This is a genomic window from Faecalibacterium sp. 7, assembly GCF_049562865.1.
Lineage (GTDB): Bacteria > Bacillota > Clostridia > Oscillospirales > Ruminococcaceae > Faecalibacterium > Faecalibacterium wellingii.
Map to the genome: position 1 here is coordinate 551,531 of NZ_CP186911.1, position 16,679 is coordinate 568,209.

Annotated in this window: 19 protein-coding genes; 5 read left to right on the forward strand and 14 right to left on the reverse strand. The window is 60.9% G+C overall.

All coding sequences use genetic code 11. The features are described from left to right. Positions 1–27: 27 nt before the first annotated feature. The 4 genes from ACKXF7_RS02840 to ACKXF7_RS02855 are packed head-to-tail and all read right to left on the reverse strand — an operon-like array spanning position 28 to position 2,656. Entirely contained in the window at positions 28–747 is a 720-nt protein-coding gene (locus ACKXF7_RS02840) for a YggS family pyridoxal phosphate-dependent enzyme (protein WP_423742072.1), read from the reverse strand. Positions 748–752: 5 nt separating this feature from the next. Further along, positions 753–1,313: a TIGR01440 family protein gene (locus ACKXF7_RS02845; RefSeq protein ID WP_348584429.1), complete on the reverse strand. Its 561-nt coding sequence runs from the start codon at positions 1,311–1,313 to the stop codon at positions 753–755. Between the two features lie 27 nt (positions 1,314–1,340). Further along, the gene (locus ACKXF7_RS02850; RefSeq protein WP_423742073.1) at positions 1,341–1,682 is read right to left on the reverse strand and encodes a hypothetical protein; all 342 of its coding nucleotides are present in this window, start codon (positions 1,680–1,682) and stop codon (positions 1,341–1,343) included. Between the two features lie 26 nt (positions 1,683–1,708). After that, complete coding sequence (locus ACKXF7_RS02855; protein ID WP_423742074.1) at positions 1,709–2,656, reverse strand: SMP-30/gluconolactonase/LRE family protein; 948 nt, start codon at positions 2,654–2,656, stop codon at positions 1,709–1,711. Between the two features lie 206 nt (positions 2,657–2,862). Here ACKXF7_RS02855 and ACKXF7_RS02860 point away from each other — a divergent pair, with 206 nt between their 5' ends. Then, complete coding sequence (locus ACKXF7_RS02860) at positions 2,863–3,090, forward strand: DUF1653 domain-containing protein (RefSeq protein ID WP_418265378.1); 228 nt, start codon at positions 2,863–2,865, stop codon at positions 3,088–3,090. Positions 3,091–3,211: 121 nt separating this feature from the next. On the opposite strand, the gene ACKXF7_RS02865 is transcribed toward ACKXF7_RS02860, so the two are convergent. The 3 genes from ACKXF7_RS02865 to ACKXF7_RS02875 form a co-directional block, all read right to left on the reverse strand. Then, positions 3,212–4,582, reverse strand: coding sequence for a PTS transporter subunit EIIC (locus tag ACKXF7_RS02865; RefSeq protein WP_423742075.1), 1,371 nt, complete (start codon positions 4,580–4,582; stop codon positions 3,212–3,214). A 32-nt stretch (positions 4,583–4,614) separates the two neighbouring features. After that, positions 4,615–6,078, reverse strand: a complete 1,464-nt coding sequence (locus ACKXF7_RS02870; protein ID WP_423742076.1) for a family 1 glycosylhydrolase — start codon at positions 6,076–6,078, stop codon at positions 4,615–4,617. A gap of 173 nt (positions 6,079–6,251) precedes the next feature. After that, complete coding sequence (locus ACKXF7_RS02875) at positions 6,252–7,058, reverse strand: MurR/RpiR family transcriptional regulator (protein ID WP_418265376.1); 807 nt, start codon at positions 7,056–7,058, stop codon at positions 6,252–6,254. 273 nt (positions 7,059–7,331) lie between these two features. Between ACKXF7_RS02875 and ACKXF7_RS02880 the strand changes: the two genes are divergently transcribed. From ACKXF7_RS02880 to nagZ, 4 genes are read left to right on the forward strand one after another with little or no spacing between them, the layout of a single operon-like run. Next, positions 7,332–8,018, forward strand: a complete 687-nt coding sequence (locus ACKXF7_RS02880) for a response regulator transcription factor (protein WP_339394650.1) — start codon at positions 7,332–7,334, stop codon at positions 8,016–8,018. Positions 8,019–8,036: 18 nt separating this feature from the next. Further along, a complete protein-coding gene (locus tag ACKXF7_RS02885; protein WP_423742077.1) occupies positions 8,037–9,332 on the forward strand; it encodes a sensor histidine kinase in 1,296 nt (431 codons plus the stop codon). Continuing rightward, positions 9,220–9,597, forward strand: coding sequence for an ATP-binding protein (locus ACKXF7_RS02890; RefSeq protein ID WP_423742078.1), 378 nt, complete (start codon positions 9,220–9,222; stop codon positions 9,595–9,597). Before ACKXF7_RS02885 ends, ACKXF7_RS02890 begins: the two co-directional genes overlap by 113 nt. A gap of 28 nt (positions 9,598–9,625) precedes the next feature. Then, positions 9,626–10,816, forward strand: coding sequence for a beta-N-acetylhexosaminidase (gene nagZ / locus ACKXF7_RS02895; protein WP_339394648.1), 1,191 nt, complete (start codon positions 9,626–9,628; stop codon positions 10,814–10,816). 68 nt (positions 10,817–10,884) lie between these two features. Here the strand turns inward: nagZ and ACKXF7_RS02900 are convergent, their stop codons facing one another. From ACKXF7_RS02900 to gltX, 7 genes are all read right to left on the reverse strand, one after another. Beyond that, entirely contained in the window at positions 10,885–11,046 is a 162-nt protein-coding gene (locus tag ACKXF7_RS02900; RefSeq protein ID WP_339394647.1) for a hypothetical protein, read from the reverse strand. Positions 11,047–11,094: 48 nt separating this feature from the next. Continuing rightward, positions 11,095–12,042 carry a pectinesterase family protein gene (locus ACKXF7_RS02905; protein WP_423742079.1) on the reverse strand — a complete coding sequence of 316 codons (948 nt, stop codon included), beginning with the start codon at positions 12,040–12,042 and terminating at the stop codon, positions 11,095–11,097. Between the two features lie 80 nt (positions 12,043–12,122). Then, complete coding sequence (locus ACKXF7_RS02910; RefSeq protein WP_423742080.1) at positions 12,123–12,362, reverse strand: SpoIIE family protein phosphatase; 240 nt, start codon at positions 12,360–12,362, stop codon at positions 12,123–12,125. A gap of 5 nt (positions 12,363–12,367) precedes the next feature. Continuing rightward, positions 12,368–14,407: a SpoIIE family protein phosphatase gene (locus ACKXF7_RS02915; protein ID WP_423742081.1), complete on the reverse strand. Its 2,040-nt coding sequence runs from the start codon at positions 14,405–14,407 to the stop codon at positions 12,368–12,370. Positions 14,408–14,600: 193 nt separating this feature from the next. Continuing rightward, positions 14,601–14,879, reverse strand: coding sequence for a DUF4160 domain-containing protein (locus ACKXF7_RS02920; RefSeq protein WP_005921956.1), 279 nt, complete (start codon positions 14,877–14,879; stop codon positions 14,601–14,603). Continuing rightward, entirely contained in the window at positions 14,863–15,135 is a 273-nt protein-coding gene (locus ACKXF7_RS02925; protein WP_339394644.1) for a hypothetical protein, read from the reverse strand. Before ACKXF7_RS02925 ends, ACKXF7_RS02920 begins: the two co-directional genes overlap by 17 nt. Before the next feature lie 32 nt (positions 15,136–15,167). Continuing rightward, a complete protein-coding gene (gene gltX, locus ACKXF7_RS02930) occupies positions 15,168–16,637 on the reverse strand; it encodes a glutamate--tRNA ligase (protein WP_423742082.1) in 1,470 nt (489 codons plus the stop codon). Positions 16,638–16,679: the final 42 nt, after the last annotated feature.

Genomic DNA, 16,679 nt, shown 5'->3' on the forward strand with positions numbered 1-16,679 from the left:
CAGCAATGACGGAGAGGGTTCGTTCTCTTACTTTTTACTGTAATCCCGTTCGCCGTAGATGGCGGTGCCGATGCGCACGAGGGTGGCACCCTCCCGGATGGCGTTTTCAAAGTCGCCGCTCATGCCCATGGAGAGGGTCTCCATGGACACGTTGGAATAGCCGCGCTCTCCCGCCTGCACAAACAGCTTGTACACCTCGGCCAGATAGCGGCGGTTGCGGGCATCATCGTCGTTCACGGGCGGAATGGCCATCAGCCCCTTGACCCGGATGTGCTCCTGTGCGGCAGCGGCATCCAGCAGCGGCCAGAGTGCTTCCGGTGCCACGCCGGTCTTGCTCTCCTCCCCGCCGATGTTCACCTCCAGCAGCACGTCCTGCACGATGCCGGCCTTGGCGGCTTCCTTCTCGATGGCGTTCAGCAGATGCTCACTGTCCACGCTCTGGATGAGGCTGGCGCGGCCCAGCACCTTTTTGATCTTGTTGGTCTGCAGATGGCCGATAAAGTGGCTGGGCTTACCGCAGTAGGCACCGGCGTCAAAGTTTGCGCACAGCTCCTGCACATGGTTCTCGCCAAACACATCGATGGGCAGCGCAGCACTTGCGGCCACCGTCTGTGCAGTGCGGGTCTTGCAGGCAGCGCACAGCTGCACCGCTGCCGGGTCGCGGCCTGCTTCACGGGCCGCGGCTGCCATCTTTTCCCGGATCTCCGCCACGGCCTCCTTCATCTGTTCCAGATTCTTTTCTGCCATGATGCTCAGTCCTCCTCGGTATACTTGGCGCGCTCGCCGCCAATGAGCTTCGGGCGGGTGCGGGCGCACAGGATGTTGGCTTCGCCGATCTTTGAAAGGCTCAGCCGCACCGGCACTGCCACCCTTCTGAGGTGCATCCCGATGAGGGTGCCGCCGATATCAATGCCTGCGTGGGCACGGATCTCTTCCACGGCCACCGGCTCCCGGAACTTCTTCCAGCAGGTGGTGGCCCAGCTGCCGCCTGCATGGGGGCGGGGCACCACGCACACCTCTTCCCAGCCGTATTTTTCGGCGGCTTCCCGCTCAATTATGATGGCGCGGTTCAGATGCTCACAGCACTGCGCGGCCAGCCAGATGCCGTTTTCGGCCAGCACTGGGGCAATGCCCGCATACACGGCCTGTGCCGCCTCGAGGCTGGAATCCTTGCCGATGTGCCCGCCTACGATCTCGCTGGAGGAACAGCCCACTACGAACACGTCCCCTTTTTTCAGCTTAGCCTGCGCCAGCAGCTCTGTCACGGCCTGCCGCGCCTCGGTTTCGATCTGTTTTTTGAATTCCTCTGTCATAAAAAACACCTCGTTTTTTATCAAAAATCAAAGATTTGCACTGCGCACCTTTTCGCTGCCTGCAAGGCCGAGATACAGCCTGCTTTCCACCGGGCACAGCGCCGTCACGCTGCCTGCGCCCCGGCCGGAGACCACCCGCTGCCAGCTGCCGTCTGCAGTATCTACCGCCTCGGTGCAGGGGGCGTCCGCAGGCAGGCTGAACAGCTTCTCCTGCAGATTCCGGCCTGCACGCAGGGCGATACCCCGCAGCAGGGTGCTGCCTGCATTTTTTTCCAGCCAGCTGCTGCGGGCCCAGCGGTAGCCGATGTACAGGGTCCCGTCCGGGTCCATCGCCAGCGCACCGGGATATTCCGGCAGGCCGGAGACCAAGCTGCTGCAGTTCTTTCCGCCTGCGGTCAGATAATCTGCGCGTCAGCGCTCACCCTCCACACACAGCGGCTGGCAAGGTCGGAGACATACAGGGTGCTGCCGTCCGGGCTCAGTGCCAGACCGGCAGCACCGGCCACGCCGCCCAGCACCTTCTGCACCGAGCGTGCCGCCGGATCGTACACATACACACAGCCGGTGCCGGTGTGGGCCAGCAGTTCGGTACGCAGGGTGCTCTCCAGCCCGTCGGCAGCACCGGCAGCGGCAGCAACCGCAAAATAGATCCGGCCGTCCGGCGCGGCTTCCACCGCCGAGACGGCACCCAGCGGTGCACCGTCGATCTGGGTCACCACCTGCTCCACCGCCGTGCCCCAGCTGTCGTGGGCGGCACGGCACAGACTGCCGCCGCCGGGCGTGAGGATGCTCAGCCACAGGTCCCCGCTGCCGTCAAAGGCAAAGCCGGTCAGCTCTCCGTCCACCGTCAGTACCGCCGCCGTGTGACCGCCATCGGTGCGCACAAGGTCACTGCTGCACTTTTTCAGCGCGGCACCATCGCAGGCCGCAGCATATACAAGGCCGTCCCGGGCGCGGATGCAGTCCACATTCTGATACTCGCCTAGGTCCAGCGTGCCCTTATCGTCGGTTGCAAGGGCCGTCTGTGCTGCACCGGTATCCTGCCGTACAGCAGGGGCATCGTACGCCTGCGGCGGTGTATCGATGGGCCGGAACACCAGTGTATATACCAGTGCCAGCAGAATGCACACGCCAAACACCGTGCTGGCCGTGCGGAAGCGCTTGAGCAGGGCGTCCCGCTCGGCAGCCGCCTGCGCGGCATATTCTGCCCGGCGGCGGGCGGCTCTGGCATTGACGCGGTTTGCCCGCCGCAGCCAGCGGTTCACGAACAATGCCACCTGCGGCCCGATGGTGAGCGACGCAATGGCAAGGATGAGCAGAAATTCAACAAGTCCGATCCTCATAGGGCTATTTCCTTTGTTTGTCAGCAGTCTTGGCAGGTTTGCCTGCCCTTATCGTTTCAGTATAGCATTTGCGGCGCGGCAGTGCAAGCATCCGCCGTAGACCTTTTCCGCGTCTTTCCTGCAAAAGGCTTTTTTGCTGCACGAAAGTATGCTATAATCCGTTTGGTGATAACATCGTGCACAAACGACCGGAATCGAGGATGAAAATGGAGCCATTCAAATACAATGTTCTGCCGGGCCGCTACCGGCATTTCAAGGGCAACGAATACGAGGTGCTGGGCATGGCCCGGCACAGCGAGACCGAAGAGGAAATGGTGGTGTACCGCGCTTTGTACGGTGAGCGCGGCCTCTGGGTGCGCCCGGCCGCCATGTGGTGTGAGACCGTGGAGCGGGACGGCAGGGTGCAGCCGCGCTTTGTGCGCATTGAGGAATAAGCGCCGTGCCGCAGCCGAAAATGCATACAAAAAGAGGTCCTTCCGGGTGCATCCGGAAGGACCTTTTACGTTCTGCTGCGCCCCTGCACGGCGCAGCGTTCTTCATTTACCTGTAAAGCACTTATTCCTCAAAGCCCAGTACGTAGGTCACAATGGCAGCCACCACGATGGCAGTCACGATGGCGATGCTCATGGCGATGATGGTATCTTGGAAGATGGGCAGGGCCAGCACGGTGGAGTAGCCCATCACGTAAGCCTTAGCGCCCAGCAGGCCGGCCACAACGCCGCCCACAGCGCCGCCGGCCATCACGCCGTACATGGGCTTTTTGCGGGGCAGGTTGATGCCGTAGATGGCAGGCTCGGTAACACCGGCCACGATGCAGCCGAATGCGATGGACAGAGCTTCGGCACGCTTCTCAGCGCTCTTGGTGCGCAGGGCCACGCCGATGCAGGCACCGCCTTCTGCCATGTTGTGCAGAATGAATGCGGGGCGGAACACAGCGTCGTAGCCGGGGTTGGTCAGAGCCTGTGCCATGAAGGGCACCAGACCAATGTGCATACCGGTCATGACCAGCCAGGGCAGGCAGGCGGCCAGCAGGCCCACGGTGATAAAGCCGATCTTATCGCCCAGGAAGCTGAACGCGACGGCCAGATAGTTGCCCAAATAGCCGCCCAGAGGAGCCAGCACGGTGAAGCCCAGAATGGAGGTGACGGTAACGGTGCACAGGCCCACCAGCAGGGACTTGAAGATGCCCGGAACGATCTTGTTGAAGAACTTTTCCAGATAGTATGCGCACAGTGCGATCAGCAGCGCCGGCAGCAGGGAGCTGGAGTAGCTCATCAGGCGCACGGGGATGCCCAGCAGGGTAATGGGCTCACCGGCAGCCACCAGCGCGGTGTACTTGCCGTGCAGCAGGGCTGCGGCACAGATCATGGAGTAGATGGGGGTGCCGCCCAGCTTTTTGGCTGCGCCGTAGGCAACAAAGATGGGCATGAAGAAGAAGGCTGCATCCGCAACGCCGCTGAGCAGGGCGTATGTAGCGGTATCGGCAAAGCCTGCATTCACCAGCGTGATGAGCAGCAGCAGCACCTTGAGCATACCGCCGGCCACCAGGCCGGTGATCATGGGCGACACGGCAGCGGAAACGTAGTTCAGCACTGCAACACCTGCGCTCTTCACGGTGAGGGGTTGCTTTTCCTTGGGCACATCCAGATTCTCGTTGATGGCTACGCCTTCCTTGAGGTCAAAGTCCTTCACGACCGCCTCATACACGGGCAGCAGATTCTTGCCCAAAACCACCATCAGCTGGCCGCCGGCGTAGATCACGCCCAGCACGCCGGGGATCTTTTTCAGTGCTTCCTGATCCGCCTTGTTCAGATCCTTGACCACGAACCGCAGCCGGGTCATGCAGTGTGCCACGCTGGAAATGTTCTCGGTACCGCCCACCAGCTGAACCACTTCCGCAGCCGTTTTCTTTGCGTCAAATGCCATATTGTTTCTCCTTTGCTTTATTTATGATTCCTTTATTTGTTCCAGAGGCTTTCGCCGTTGGTGGCGATGACCTCTTTCATCCAATCGTAAGACAGCTTCTTGCGGCGTGCACAGGTGCCGTTGCCCTTATCGTCCATATCCACATAGATGTGGCCGTAGCGCTTCTTCATCTCACCGGTGGAAAGGCTTACCAGATCGATGCAGCCCCACATGGTGTAGCCCAGGCACGGCACACCGTCGATCACGATCGCGTCGATCATGGCCTTGAGGTGGTCGCGCAGGTAGTTGATGCGGTAGGTATCGTTGATGGTGCCGTCCTCTTCGATCTCGTCGATGGCACCCAGACCGTTCTCCACGATGAAGATGGGCTTCTGGTAGCGGTCGTAGATCTCGTTCATGCAATAGCGCAGGCCCAGCGGGTCGATGGGCCAGCCCCACGGGGTGCTCTGCAGATAGGGGTTCTGGTCTCCGCCGATCACGTTGAACTTGGTCTCGGTGCTCACGGTGCAGGAGCGATAGTAGCTGAAGGACACAAAGTCCAGCGTGCCGCTCTTCAGGATCTCGTCATCGCCCGGCTCGGTGTGCAGGGTCACACCGCGGCGGCCAAACAGGTCGCCGGTGTAGGAGGGGTAGTAGCCGCGGGCCATCACATCGATGAAGAACAGGCTTTCGCGGCGGCACTGCATCTGGCGGAACATATCCTCCGGCTTGCAGGTGGCGGGGTAGATCTCGCTCAGGGCATACATGGCACCAAACTGGGAGCCGGGCATCATCTCGTGGCCCAGCTTGACGGCCTGTGCGCTGGCAAGGAACATGTTGTGCACGGCGTTGTAGTGGGTCTGGTCGTCGGCGCTGGAGGTGCCGCAGGAGGCGTAGCCGCGCACGGCGTTGATCTCGTTGAAGGTGAGCCAGTAGCGGCACCGCATGCCGATGCGCTCAAACAGGGTGCGGCAGTAGTGCAGGTAGCAGTCGATGGTGTGGCGGCTCTCCCAGCCGTTGTACTTCTCGGCCAGAGCGGCGGGCAGCTCATCGTGATGGATGGTGATGAGTGGCTCCATGCCGTGCTTTTCCAGCTCGTCGATGAGGTCCAGATAGAACTTCAGGCCCTCTTCGTTGGGCTGCTGCTCTTCGCCGGTGGGGAAGATACGGCTCCAGCAGATGGAGAAACGGTACACATTGTAGCCCATACCGGCCATCAGCTCCACATCTTCCTTCATGTGGTGGTAGCCGTCCACAGCGTTGTGGCTGGGATAGTAGCAGTCCGGGTAGACGTGCGGCTTTGCGCCTTCCGGGAAGCTCTCGGCTGCAAAAAAGCTGCTGCGTGCCTTGGCAAAGCCGCCGTCTGCCAGCAGCAGGGTGTTGCCGCGCGGGTCCTGCACGGAGCCATCGGTCTCAAAATCGTGGGTAGAAAGGCCGCGTCCGCCCTCCTGCCAGCCGCCCTCGTACTGGAAGTCGGCGGTGGCACCGCCCCACAAAAATCCATCGGGTACTCTCATATGCGTCTCCTTTTCTTCGTCATTGTGCTTGAAAATCGCATTTGCCGTTCGTTGCTTCTATTATATTTGCCCGTAATGGATACATGGGAAATTTCGCATTTTGGAAACAAAAAGCGCGTACATTCGGCAGTTTGCTAAAATGTACGCGCTTTGATTTGTGCAGTATTCCAATATTACCGGTTTTTATGGGATTTTTCGTAGTAACGCCATGCGATCATATCCGTAACGAAGGGAAATGTCGTGCGGTGGGTGTGCACATTACCGCCCCGGTGGAACAGGATGCTGTAGGCCACGCGGGGGTCATGGGCCATTTTTTCGTCCGAGGTGATCAGCACGGTCTTTGCCTTTGTGGTGTTGAAGATTCCCTTATCATAGAAATCCTCAATGGCGTCGTACCGGTTCAGGTACTGGCCGGAATCGCTGAACACGATCAGCAACGTGTCCTCGTCCGCACGGGCAACATTGTCCATCTGCTGGATATCGTTCCGGGGTGCCACAATGAACTTGCCGCAGCGGCCCAGCTTGATCTGCAGATCCATGGCTGCGGTACCGGAGAACATCATGCCCAGCGCAAACACTTTTTTATAGTAAATCAGATCGTCCACCAGCCGGTCAACGGCATCCCAGTCCAGCTGCTGCGCTGTGAGCTGGATGTCTTTTGCGATCTCCTGCGTATACTCCTGCACCGAGTGGGATTCCAGATACCCGATTACATCCACGGAAAAATTGTAGGAGACATGATATTTGTTTTCCTCAAGCCTAGCCGCTTCCCGGAACTCGGCGTAGTCCTCGTAGCCCAGCGCCCGGATGAACTTGGAAATGGTGGACTTGGATACCCTGCACAGGTCCGCCACCTCGTTGATGGCAAGGCTGTGCAGCAGTTCCATATTTTGCAGCATGGCCAGCGCAATGTGATAAAAGGTGGAGTCGCTGCTGGATTCGTTCAGCAGGATCAGAAGTCTGTCGTACAGAATGCCCATGAGCCCGCCCTCCTGTATTCCGTTTTCCGGCAAAAAATCTTATCTTTATAGTATCATATTCCACGCTTTTGTGCAATAAAACTGTCTGTTTTATCCGCTTTGAAACTCCGGCTGTGCAGGGCCGGTTTTCTGTGGTATACTGACAGCAGGGCTGCAGGCTGGCCCGCCGATGCTTTTTGAAAAGCGTTCACGCAAACTTCACAGCTTTTTTTTATTCTTGCTGTATGATATGATAGAGATGAAGTCTATTTTCGAGGAAGGGGACTGTGTACTATGGCTAAGATCCTGATCGTTGACGATGAGCCGCGTATCCGCGAGCTGATCCGTGAACATTTACAATATTCCGGTTACATCTGTGAAGAGGCCGCTGACGGCACTGCTGCGCTGACACAGCTTTCCGGCGGGGCCTTTGATCTGGTCATTCTGGATCTGATGATGCCGTTCATGGACGGCATGACCTGCCTGCGGGAGATGCGTGCCCGCCACATCAACACGCCGGTCATCATCCTGACCGCCCGCAGCGAGGAATACGACAAGCTGGCGGGCCTTGAGGGCGGTGCAGACGACTATGTGGTCAAGCCGTTCTCGCCCCGGGAGCTGGTGGCCCGCGTGAAAGCGGTGCTGAACCGCACCATGCCCAAGCCTGCTGCCGCCTCCGACACCATGACCTTCGGCGAGCTGACCATCGACACTGCCAGCCACACGGTGCGTGTTTCCGGCGAGGAGGTCGCCCTGACCCCCAAGGAGTTCGACCTGCTGGTGTTCCTTGCTTCCAACAAGGGCATCGCCCTCAGCCGTGAAAAGATCCTGCAGAAGGTGTGGAACTACGACTACTTCGGCGAGGACCGCACGGTGGATACCCATGTCAAAATGCTGCGGGGCCATCTGGGCAAGTGCCGCAGCTACATTGCTACCGTGTGGGGCATCGGCTACAAATTCGACCCCGACGCAACGCGCTGATAAAGGAGTGTAGGGTTCATGCGGCACCATCACTCTCCCGGTATCCGCGGCCAGCTGATGTGGTTTTTGTGTTGTATCTGTCTGTTCCTGCTGGCACTGGTGTGGTTTCTGTCCACCCAGCTGCTGGAGCCGCTGTACACCAAGCACATTGAAAAGCAGCTGACCACGCAGGCCGAAAACATCACGGCAGATCTGGATAAAGCCCTTGCGGAGGACGAAACGCTTTCCTCATGGTCCTTTGGCCGGCTTTCTGTAAACACGTCTTTTTTTGACCGGCTGGCCACCCAGCTGTACGCCAGCGGTTCTCTGAACAGCTTTTGTGTGGATATCTCGGATTCCACCATGCGCACCATTTACAAGATCGAGAACCAGTCCTACTGCAACCTGCATGAAACGCTGCTTTCCGACTCTGCCAACAACGACATGATCGTTTCCACCGCCGTGGCCATGCGCAAAAAATGCCGCACCACCGGCGGCTTTGTGCAGACCCTGAATCCGCCGCGGCTGTCCGGCTCCGCCCAGCTGCTGGTGGGGCGCAACACGGCCGGCGGCGAATACACCGTGCTTGTCACTACCAGTCTTGTGCATGTGGCCGAGGCAGGCAAGATCCTGAGCACCGTGCTGCCCATGGCGGCAGCCGTGATCTTTGCCTTTGCCATGACGGCAGGGTGGCTGTTCAGCGAGTGGTTCACAAAACCGCTGCGCCAGCTTTCCAGCGCTGCCCGCCAGATGGCAATGGGCAACTACGCCGTGCAGGTGGACACCCGCCGCAGCGATGAGCTGGGCGATCTGGCGCAGGACTTCAACCACATGGCAAACGAGGTGCAGCGCTCTTCACAGATGCAGCGTGACCTGCTGGCCAACGTTTCCCACGACCTGCGCACCCCGCTGACCCTCATCAAGGGCTATGCCGAGACGGTGCGCGACATTACCGGCGACGACAAGGCCCACCGCGATGAACAGATGAACATTATCGTGGATGAGACCGACCGTCTGACCTCGCTGGTCTCCAGCGTGATGGAGCTGAGCAAGGTGACCAGCGGCGCGGCAAAATGTGAGCGCGTGCACTTTGACATGGCTCAGCTGTGTGACGAGGTGAGCGAGCGCTACGACGCCATCTGCGCCCAGAACGGCTGGCAGCTGAAGCTGGAGCTGCCGGACGAGGAGCTGCCGGTCTACGCCGACCCGGATATGATGCAGCGTGCACTGCACAACCTTTTGGGCAACGCCATGCACCATATCGGCAAGGACGGCATCTTTATCCTGCGGGCCCAGCGCTGCACCGAGGGCGTGCGGATCGAGGTGGAGGGATGACGGCCCCGGCATTGCCGCCGATGACCTGCCCTATATCTTCGACCGGTACTACCGCTCCCGCTCCGACGCCGGAAAGCAGGGCACCGGCCTTGGCCTTTCCATCACAAAGGCGATCTTCCAGCAGCACGGCTTCCGCTTTGGCGTGCAGAGCGCCATTGGCATGGGCACCACATTCTGGTTCGTCATGAACGATCTGCCCGCCAACGAAAAGAAAACGGTGGAAGACAGAGGCGGTGAAAATCCCGGGGAAAAGATGATAGAATAAGATATCGTCAAAAGCAGGAGGAGCCTTCATGAAGCAATTTTGGAAAAGAGCGGCGGTCGCCATCGTCAGTTTGGCACTGCTGGCCGGGATGCCCCCCGCGGCAGGAGCCGCTTCGGATGAAGTGGAAGCTGCACTCGCCTCCATGACTCTGCGGGAAAAGGTAGGCCAGCTGTTTGCCGTGCGGCCGGAAGCGCTGGATTTTGAGCAGCGCTCCGGCGGCATGAAGCTGACCTGCTCCATGCGGGAGCATCTGCGCTCCTACCCGGTGGGCGGTATCGTGCTGTTTGCCACCAATATTTCCAGCCAGTCCCAGATGACCGCACTGATCCGGGATTTTCAGCGTTCCGCCGGGAACAGCCTTCTGGTCGCGGTGGATGAAGAGGGCGGCCCGGTGGCACGTCTGGCAAACAGCTCTGCCTTCGACCTGCCGAAATTCCCGAGTGCTTCCGCCATCGGCACCACCGGCGATCCCGAGCAGGCCAGGACCATGGGACGCACCATCGGCGGCTACCTGAAGCATTACGGCTTCAATCTGGACCTTGCCCCCGTCGCCGATGTCAACTCCAACCCCCTGAACCCGGTCATCGGCCGCCGCGCCTTTTCCTCCGACCCGGACGTCACCGCCGGGATGGTCCGTGCTGCGGTGCAGGGCTTCCATGAAGCCGGGATGCTCTGCACGCTGAAACATTTCCCCGGACACGGAGACACCCTTGAGGATAGCCATGCCGGGACTGCCACCAGCACAAAGACATGGGAAGAGATGAAAGCGGTGGAACTGCTGCCCTTTGAGGCCGGCATTGCGGCCGGAGCCGATGTGGTCATGGCCGCACACATCACAACCCCCAACGCCACCGAGGACGGCCTGCCGGCCTCGCTTTCCTACACGATGCTGACCGAACGTCTGCGCGGCGAGCTTGGCTTTACCGGCGTGATCTGCACGGACGGGCTGGGCATGAAAGCCATCACCGACCATTATTCTCTGGCAGAGGCTGCCATTGCCGCTCTGGATGCCGGTGCCGATCTCCTTCTGCTCCCTGCCGACCTGCAGGAAGCCTTTGACGGTGTCGTTGCCGCCGTGGAGTCCGGCCGGATCTCCGAGGAACGGCTTGACGAGAGCGTCCGTCGCATCCTGACCCTGAAGGAAAAGGCCGGTCTTTCGCTCCGGGCCAGTACACCGGCCGACACATTGCTGGACCGGCTCTCCCGGCTCTGGAACTGAGTTCTCCCAGAAAAGCCAAAACGGCCTGCTGCTCAGCTGCAGCAGGCCGTTTTTCTGTTACGGGCCGATTACGAATTGGAATCTGCTGTGTGATAAATCCCAAATGTATTATCCGGTGCGGGCATTTCCACCCGGGAGGCACGATCGTTCACAGCCCACATCATCCAGCCCATTGCAGCCAGTGCCGCCAGAATGATGAGCCATTTGACAAAATTCGGCAGTTTTTTCATAGAAGATCCTTCAAATCCGTTTTATACTTTATTTTATATTTTTCGCTTTTATTCCGGTCTGCAAAGCTTCCGTGCACATCTGAGCAGCTCTTCGGCCTGCTGGCCGTCCAGCTGCTTCACCCATGCACCGCGCGCTGCTGCGCCCTCGCCGGTGCTGCCTGCTTCCGCAAAGCAGGCAAGGTCCGAGTCGGTGCGGCTCTGCCAGGGCGAAAAGCCTTCCGGTGCAATGTGGGCTCCCAGACGGCAGTCCAGCACGGCAGTCTTTCCGGTGGGCCTCCATGGCCTGCCCAGAAACACCGTGCCTGCCGGGCAGTCGTCCGAAACAAAGTCGCAGTCCCAGAACACAAACCCGAGGCCATCGGCATGGCCCGAGGGAGCCGTGACATAGCTGACGGGCAGGTGATTGTTCACGGTGCGGATGGTGCACTGCTCAAACAGGGCGTCCGCACCGCCAAAGATAAAATCAATGTCCCCTGCGATCTGGCAGTGCCGGTAATACTGGGCAGTCGGGCGGCGGGGCGCAAGGCCGCGCGGGCCCAGAAAGCCGTCCTTCTCCCGCTCCTTCTCCGGCAGAGGGGCGCAGAACAGGGTGTCCTGATTGCCCAGCAGCCGCACATCCGCAAAAAACGCGCGGGCGCTGTCCACGTAAGCCGCCACAGCCTGACCCACCTCGGCCCCGGGACCGGCATCATTCTCGATGGTCAAGTTTTCCACCCGCAGACTTTCTCCGCTGAAAAACGCCGTGTAGCTGCGGAAGGTATGGGTGGGCCTGCCGTCCGAGTGCGGCAGCCTGCCGCCGTCGCCCCACACGATGCGGGTCCTGTCCATGCCTGCACCGAGCAGGGCAATGTCCTGTTTTTCGCAGACCAGCTTTTCCCGGTAAGTGCCCGGCCCGATATGGATCTCTGCCCTGCAGTCATATGGCACGGCCAGCACTGCTTCGGACACCGAAGCAAAATCGCCGCTGCCGTCCTGCGCCACGGTAATGGTAAGCATCTTTCTGCCCTCCAGTTTTGTTTCTATGCTTCCATAGTATACCTTCTTCCCTGCCGAAAATCAACGAAGTTTGTGTGAACTCAGCACTTTTCCAGCCGCAGCACCGCCGCCGTGATGTCGTCCGGCCTGCCGGTCTTTTGGGCACGCACACGGGCCGTCTCCACCAGCGTCTTTGCGATCTGCTCCGGCGGCTCCCCTGCTGCCGCCGAGAGCTCCAGCTGTTTTGCCACCCAGCCCGGGCCATCCACCAGAAGGCCGTCCGACACCAGCACCGCGTAATCCCCGGCCGTCAGATGCACCACCCGGCTCTGACCGTTCACCCCGCTCAGGATCCTACCGGCAGGCTGGCATCCCCCACTGCCCGCACCCGCCCGCCGTGCACAAGGAACCCCGGCGCTGCCCCGGCCTTGAAGAGCCTTGCCGTACCGGTGTAAAGGTCCACGCTGATGAGATCCAGCGTAGCCCCGCTCTCATCCTCGCTCTTGAGGGCAAGGGCCACGTTGACCAGCCTTGCCGCCAGCTCCGCAGTAAACCCCGCCTTCAGCAGCCGGGCGGTGAGCTCTGCGGCAAGGTTTCCGTCCACCGCCGCAGGCCGGCCGGTGCCCATGCCGTCGCACAGGATCATCTGCGCCGCTGCCGGGCTGCAGAACTGCTGCACCGCATCGCCGGAAATGCTGCCCCGCGCCGCCGCGCCTGCCATGCCGAACACCGCCCGCAGGGCAGGCTTTTCACAGAACAGCAGGGTGGTCATCCCCTTGCAGGAGAGCACCTGCGGCACTTCCAGCGTGCGGCGGCAGATGCGGCCCACCTCCCCGGCCAGTGCGGCCAGCTCCTGCGCGGAAAAACGGGTGCGCGGCAGCGTGACCGCCGCGTGGGTGCGGCCCAAGTCGTCCAGCGTGACGGCACACTCCTGCGGCGGGGTGCCAAGGCCTGCAAAAAAGTCCGCCACCCGCCCGGAACTGTAGGGTTCCGGGTCTCCCGGGCGGCCCAGCTGCTCCCCCAGCACGCCCAGCGCTTCGGCCACCGCGCTGTATTGCTCGGTCAGGGCGGTGCGCATGGCTTCCGCGTGCAGGCGGGCCTCCCTGCGGCTGCGGTACAGCGCAAAGGAGCGGCTTGCGGCCGCACACAGTGCCGCCGGGTGGATGCATCGGGATAATTGCCCGGGCAATTGGGCGGTTTCCAGCCCGCCGTTCTGCTCCAGCAGCGGGCGCAGTGCCTCCATCCCCTCCAGCGTGGCGGCATATTCCTGTTTCCAGCAGGTATCCCGCCGCCCACAATTAAAACAGAGGGTATCATGCGTGTTGTCGATCACCCACCGGAAATTTTCACGCCGGTGCGGCAGCGTGTCGTAGACATCGTTCACGGTCTCGGCCAGCGATGCAAGACTCTGGGATACCTGTTCCAGCCGGGTAGCGGCAGCGCTGTACTGCGGGTGCTGTGCCTGCCGGGGCGGCGTCTTGTCCTCCGGCTCCGGCACGAGCCACCGCGCCGGCATCAATGCCAACGCCGTGATGCCGATGCAGACGTTCAGCAGGTACTGGAACGCGCTTCCGGGCGGCTGGACGCAGAGTGCGCCGGTCACGCAGCCGCCCGCATAGGCTGCGGCTGCTTCCATCCGCCGCCCGGGTGCCAGCACGGCTGCTGCCGCCGTGGCACAGGCAAGGCCTGCCGCCGCAAAGCTGAGGGCAGGGTCTGCGGCGCACAGGGCTGCCCCCAGCACCGCGCTGGCGGCAAGGACCGCCTTGACCTGCGCCTTGCTGCACAGGTACAGTTCCAGTGCCGCGCAGGCAATGACTCCCGGCTGCAGCTGCCACAGCTGCACGCTGCCCAGCGCCGCTGCCGCCGCAGCCCCTACCAGAAGCATCCCGGCACCCGGCTTTTCGGGCGCGAACTGCCGCAGACAGAGCCCGATGGCTGCAGCCAGCAGGGCATCTGCCGCACTGTAGAGCACCAGCTCCGTTCCTTCTCCGCCAAAGGCAAAGCACAGCGCCATTCCGACCAGCGTGCCGCAGCCCGCCAGCGCAGCCGGGGCCAGCTTTCTGGCTCCCATCCACCGTACCGCCACTGCAGCGCCCAATGCGCACAGCATACAGACGCTGCGCAGCGAGAGTGCGCCAAACCCGTGCAGCAGCATCCCCAGCGCCGCACCTGCCGCGCAGGGGGCAAAGCAGTCCTCTGCAAAGCCCAGCACAAAGCCCAGACCAAAGGGCATCAGTGCACCGTACAGAACGGCCCAGCCGCCTGCAAATCCCACTGCCACCGCCGCCAGCCTGCGGGCTGCCGGGCGCAGCTCTGCCCGCCGTGCCAATGCCGCCGAACGCCCGTCCTGCCGCCCTGCTGTTACCAGACCCATCCGCTCTGTCATAAAAACTCCCCGCTTTCCGGCGGGGTCCTGTTGTTCTGTGCCCCGCGCTTTCTGCATATACTGTAGCGCGGGGCGGCGGCGATTTTTAGCGCAGTGCAGTGTTCTGCCGCAAACCGGCCCAAAGACGCAAAAAAGCCCTGCGGCATCCAAAAACACCGCAGAGCTTTGTGTTATTTTGCAAAAAATCAGCCGTTCAGCAGAAATAGCGGATCTCGCCAAAAAAGGCGGTCCATTTTTCGATCACTTCGCCGCTGCGGGCCTCAATAACCGCCATAATGTTACGCAGCACCCGGGGTGGAATCTGGGAGTTATTATTGCACAGATAGCAGCCGCCCGCCTTGGTGATCCAGATCTTCGTGGCGTTGCTGTTGGGTGCGCCCTGCGCAACGTGCACATGGATCGGCTCCAATGGCTCATTCTCGTTGGCCCAGAAATAGACCCAGTAGGAACCAACCTTAAAAACCTGCGGCATTTTCCACGCCTCCTTCTTGGGAGAACCGCAAGATCAGATGCGCGGTAGACTCCACGATCTTCTGATACCGCGCGATCTCCTCGGGCGTGAAGCCGTGTACCTCCTGCCAGTCATAGCCCGGCAGCCAGCACACTGCTGAGTGGAAACAATCTTCTGCATCCGGTTTTTCAAGGTACACCTTTACCCGGCCATCGGGCTTCATCTCGGAATGCACGATCTCGGTATCGTCATCCAATGTCATAAACGGGTACATCATAGGTTCCACCTCCCAGATCTCTGTACTTATGCTTAACCGTTCAGCTTTTCAATTGCCGCATTGACGCGGGCAAGGGTGGTCTCACGGCCCATCATGCAGGCGAGGTCGGTGCCGCCGCCGGGGGTGCGCTGCTTGCCGGAAAGGGCAATGCCCAGCGGGTAGAGCAACCAGCCGTTCTTTTTGCCCAGCTCTTCGGCCTTGGCCTTGCAGGCATCGAACACGGCATCGCGATTGCCAAAATCCAGCGCCTCATCGCTCAGCACCGGCAGCAGGGCTTCCAGTGCCTCCTTGGCGGTCTCCGGGGTGGTCTTCTGCTTCTTGTTGGCATACAGGCTCACATCGTACTCGGGCATCGCATCAAAGAAATCCAGCTGTTCGGGGATCTCGCCCAGCACCTCGCAGCGGGGCTGCAGGTTTGCGCACAGCAGCTTCTTGTCGATGGAGGTATGCACGGCCTTGTCGATCCACGGCTCCGCCTTCTTCTGGAACTCCTCGGGAGACAGGCGGCGGATATATTCCGCGTTGATGGCCCGCAGCTTGAGGGGATCGAAGATGGCGGGAGACTTGGAGATGCCGTCCGGAGACCAGATCTTGACCAGCTCCGGCAGGGAGAAGATCTCCTGCTCGGCATACTCGCCCTTGGGGCTCCAGCCCAGCAGGCAGATATAGTTCAGCACGGCCTCGGTCAGGTAGCCCTTTGCCACCAGATCCTGATAGCTGGCGTCACCGTTGCGCTTGGACAGCTTGTTCTGGGCGTCCTTCATCACCGGCGGGCAGTGGATGTAGGTGGGGATCTCCCAGCCAAAGGCCTGATACAGCAGGTTGTACTTGGGGGTGGAGGACAGATACTCGCTGCCGCGGATGACGTGGGTGATGCCCATGAGGTGGTCGTCCACCACGTTGGCAAAGTTATAGGTGGGCATGCCGTCGGTCTTGATGAGGATCTGGTCGTCCATCTCGCTGTTGTTCACCTCGATGTGGCCGTACACCACATCGTCAAAGCCGGTCACGCCCTCGCGGGGGATCTTCTGGCGGATAACATAGGGTTCCCCGGCAGCAAGGCGCTTTTCCACTTCCTCCTTGGGCAGGTCGCGGCAGCAGCCGTCGTAGTGGGTCATCTCACCGTTGGCGCGCTGCTCAGCATGCAGGGCTTCCAGACGCTCCTCGGTGCAGAAGCAATAGTATGCCTTGCCCTCGGCCACCAGCTGCTCGGCGTACTGCTTGAACATGCCCATGCGCTCGCTCTGCACATAGGGGCCCACGGGGCCGCCGATGTCCGGGCCTTCGTCCCACAGCAGGCCGGTCTCCCGCAGGGTGTTGTAGATGACATCCACCGCACCCTCCACATAGCGGCCCTGATCGGTATCCTCGATGCGCAGGATGAAGGTGCCGTCCTCGTGCTTTGCCATCAGGTAGGTGTACAGGGCAGTGCGCAGGTTGCCAACGTGCATATAACCCGTGGGCGACGGCGCAAAACGGGTGCGGACTTTATTGCTCGGCATAGAAAAACGCTCCTTTATTCTCATGCAAAAAATTTGCGGATA

Excerpts from the sequence above, each read along its gene's own strand:
- ACKXF7_RS02885 (WP_423742077.1), top strand. The coding sequence starts at position 8,037 with ATGCGGCACCATCACTCTCCCGGTATCCGCGGCCAGCTGATGTGGTTT.
- ACKXF7_RS02905 (WP_423742079.1), bottom strand. The coding sequence starts at position 12,042 with ATGCTTACCATTACCGTGGCGCAGGACGGCAGCGGCGATTTTGCTTCG.
- ACKXF7_RS02840 (WP_423742072.1), bottom strand. The coding sequence starts at position 747 with ATGGCAGAAAAGAATCTGGAACAGATGAAGGAGGCCGTGGCGGAGATC.
- ACKXF7_RS02920 (WP_005921956.1), bottom strand. The coding sequence starts at position 14,879 with ATGCCGCAGGTTTTTAAGGTTGGTTCCTACTGGGTCTATTTCTGGGCC.
- ACKXF7_RS02915 (WP_423742081.1), bottom strand. The coding sequence starts at position 14,407 with ATGACAGAGCGGATGGGTCTGGTAACAGCAGGGCGGCAGGACGGGCGT.
- ACKXF7_RS02870 (WP_423742076.1), bottom strand. The coding sequence starts at position 6,078 with ATGAGAGTACCCGATGGATTTTTGTGGGGCGGTGCCACCGCCGACTTC.
- nagZ (WP_339394648.1), top strand. The coding sequence starts at position 9,626 with ATGAAGCAATTTTGGAAAAGAGCGGCGGTCGCCATCGTCAGTTTGGCA.
- ACKXF7_RS02855 (WP_423742074.1), bottom strand. The coding sequence starts at position 2,656 with ATGAGGATCGGACTTGTTGAATTTCTGCTCATCCTTGCCATTGCGTCG.
- ACKXF7_RS02925 (WP_339394644.1), bottom strand. The coding sequence starts at position 15,135 with ATGATGTACCCGTTTATGACATTGGATGACGATACCGAGATCGTGCAT.
- gltX (WP_423742082.1), bottom strand. The coding sequence starts at position 16,637 with ATGCCGAGCAATAAAGTCCGCACCCGTTTTGCGCCGTCGCCCACGGGT.
- ACKXF7_RS02875 (WP_418265376.1), bottom strand. The coding sequence starts at position 7,058 with ATGGGCATTCTGTACGACAGACTTCTGATCCTGCTGAACGAATCCAGC.
- ACKXF7_RS02860 (WP_418265378.1), top strand. The coding sequence starts at position 2,863 with ATGGAGCCATTCAAATACAATGTTCTGCCGGGCCGCTACCGGCATTTC.
- ACKXF7_RS02865 (WP_423742075.1), bottom strand. The coding sequence starts at position 4,582 with ATGGCATTTGACGCAAAGAAAACGGCTGCGGAAGTGGTTCAGCTGGTG.
- ACKXF7_RS02880 (WP_339394650.1), top strand. The coding sequence starts at position 7,332 with ATGGCTAAGATCCTGATCGTTGACGATGAGCCGCGTATCCGCGAGCTG.
- ACKXF7_RS02900 (WP_339394647.1), bottom strand. The coding sequence starts at position 11,046 with ATGAAAAAACTGCCGAATTTTGTCAAATGGCTCATCATTCTGGCGGCA.
- ACKXF7_RS02845 (WP_348584429.1), bottom strand. The coding sequence starts at position 1,313 with ATGACAGAGGAATTCAAAAAACAGATCGAAACCGAGGCGCGGCAGGCC.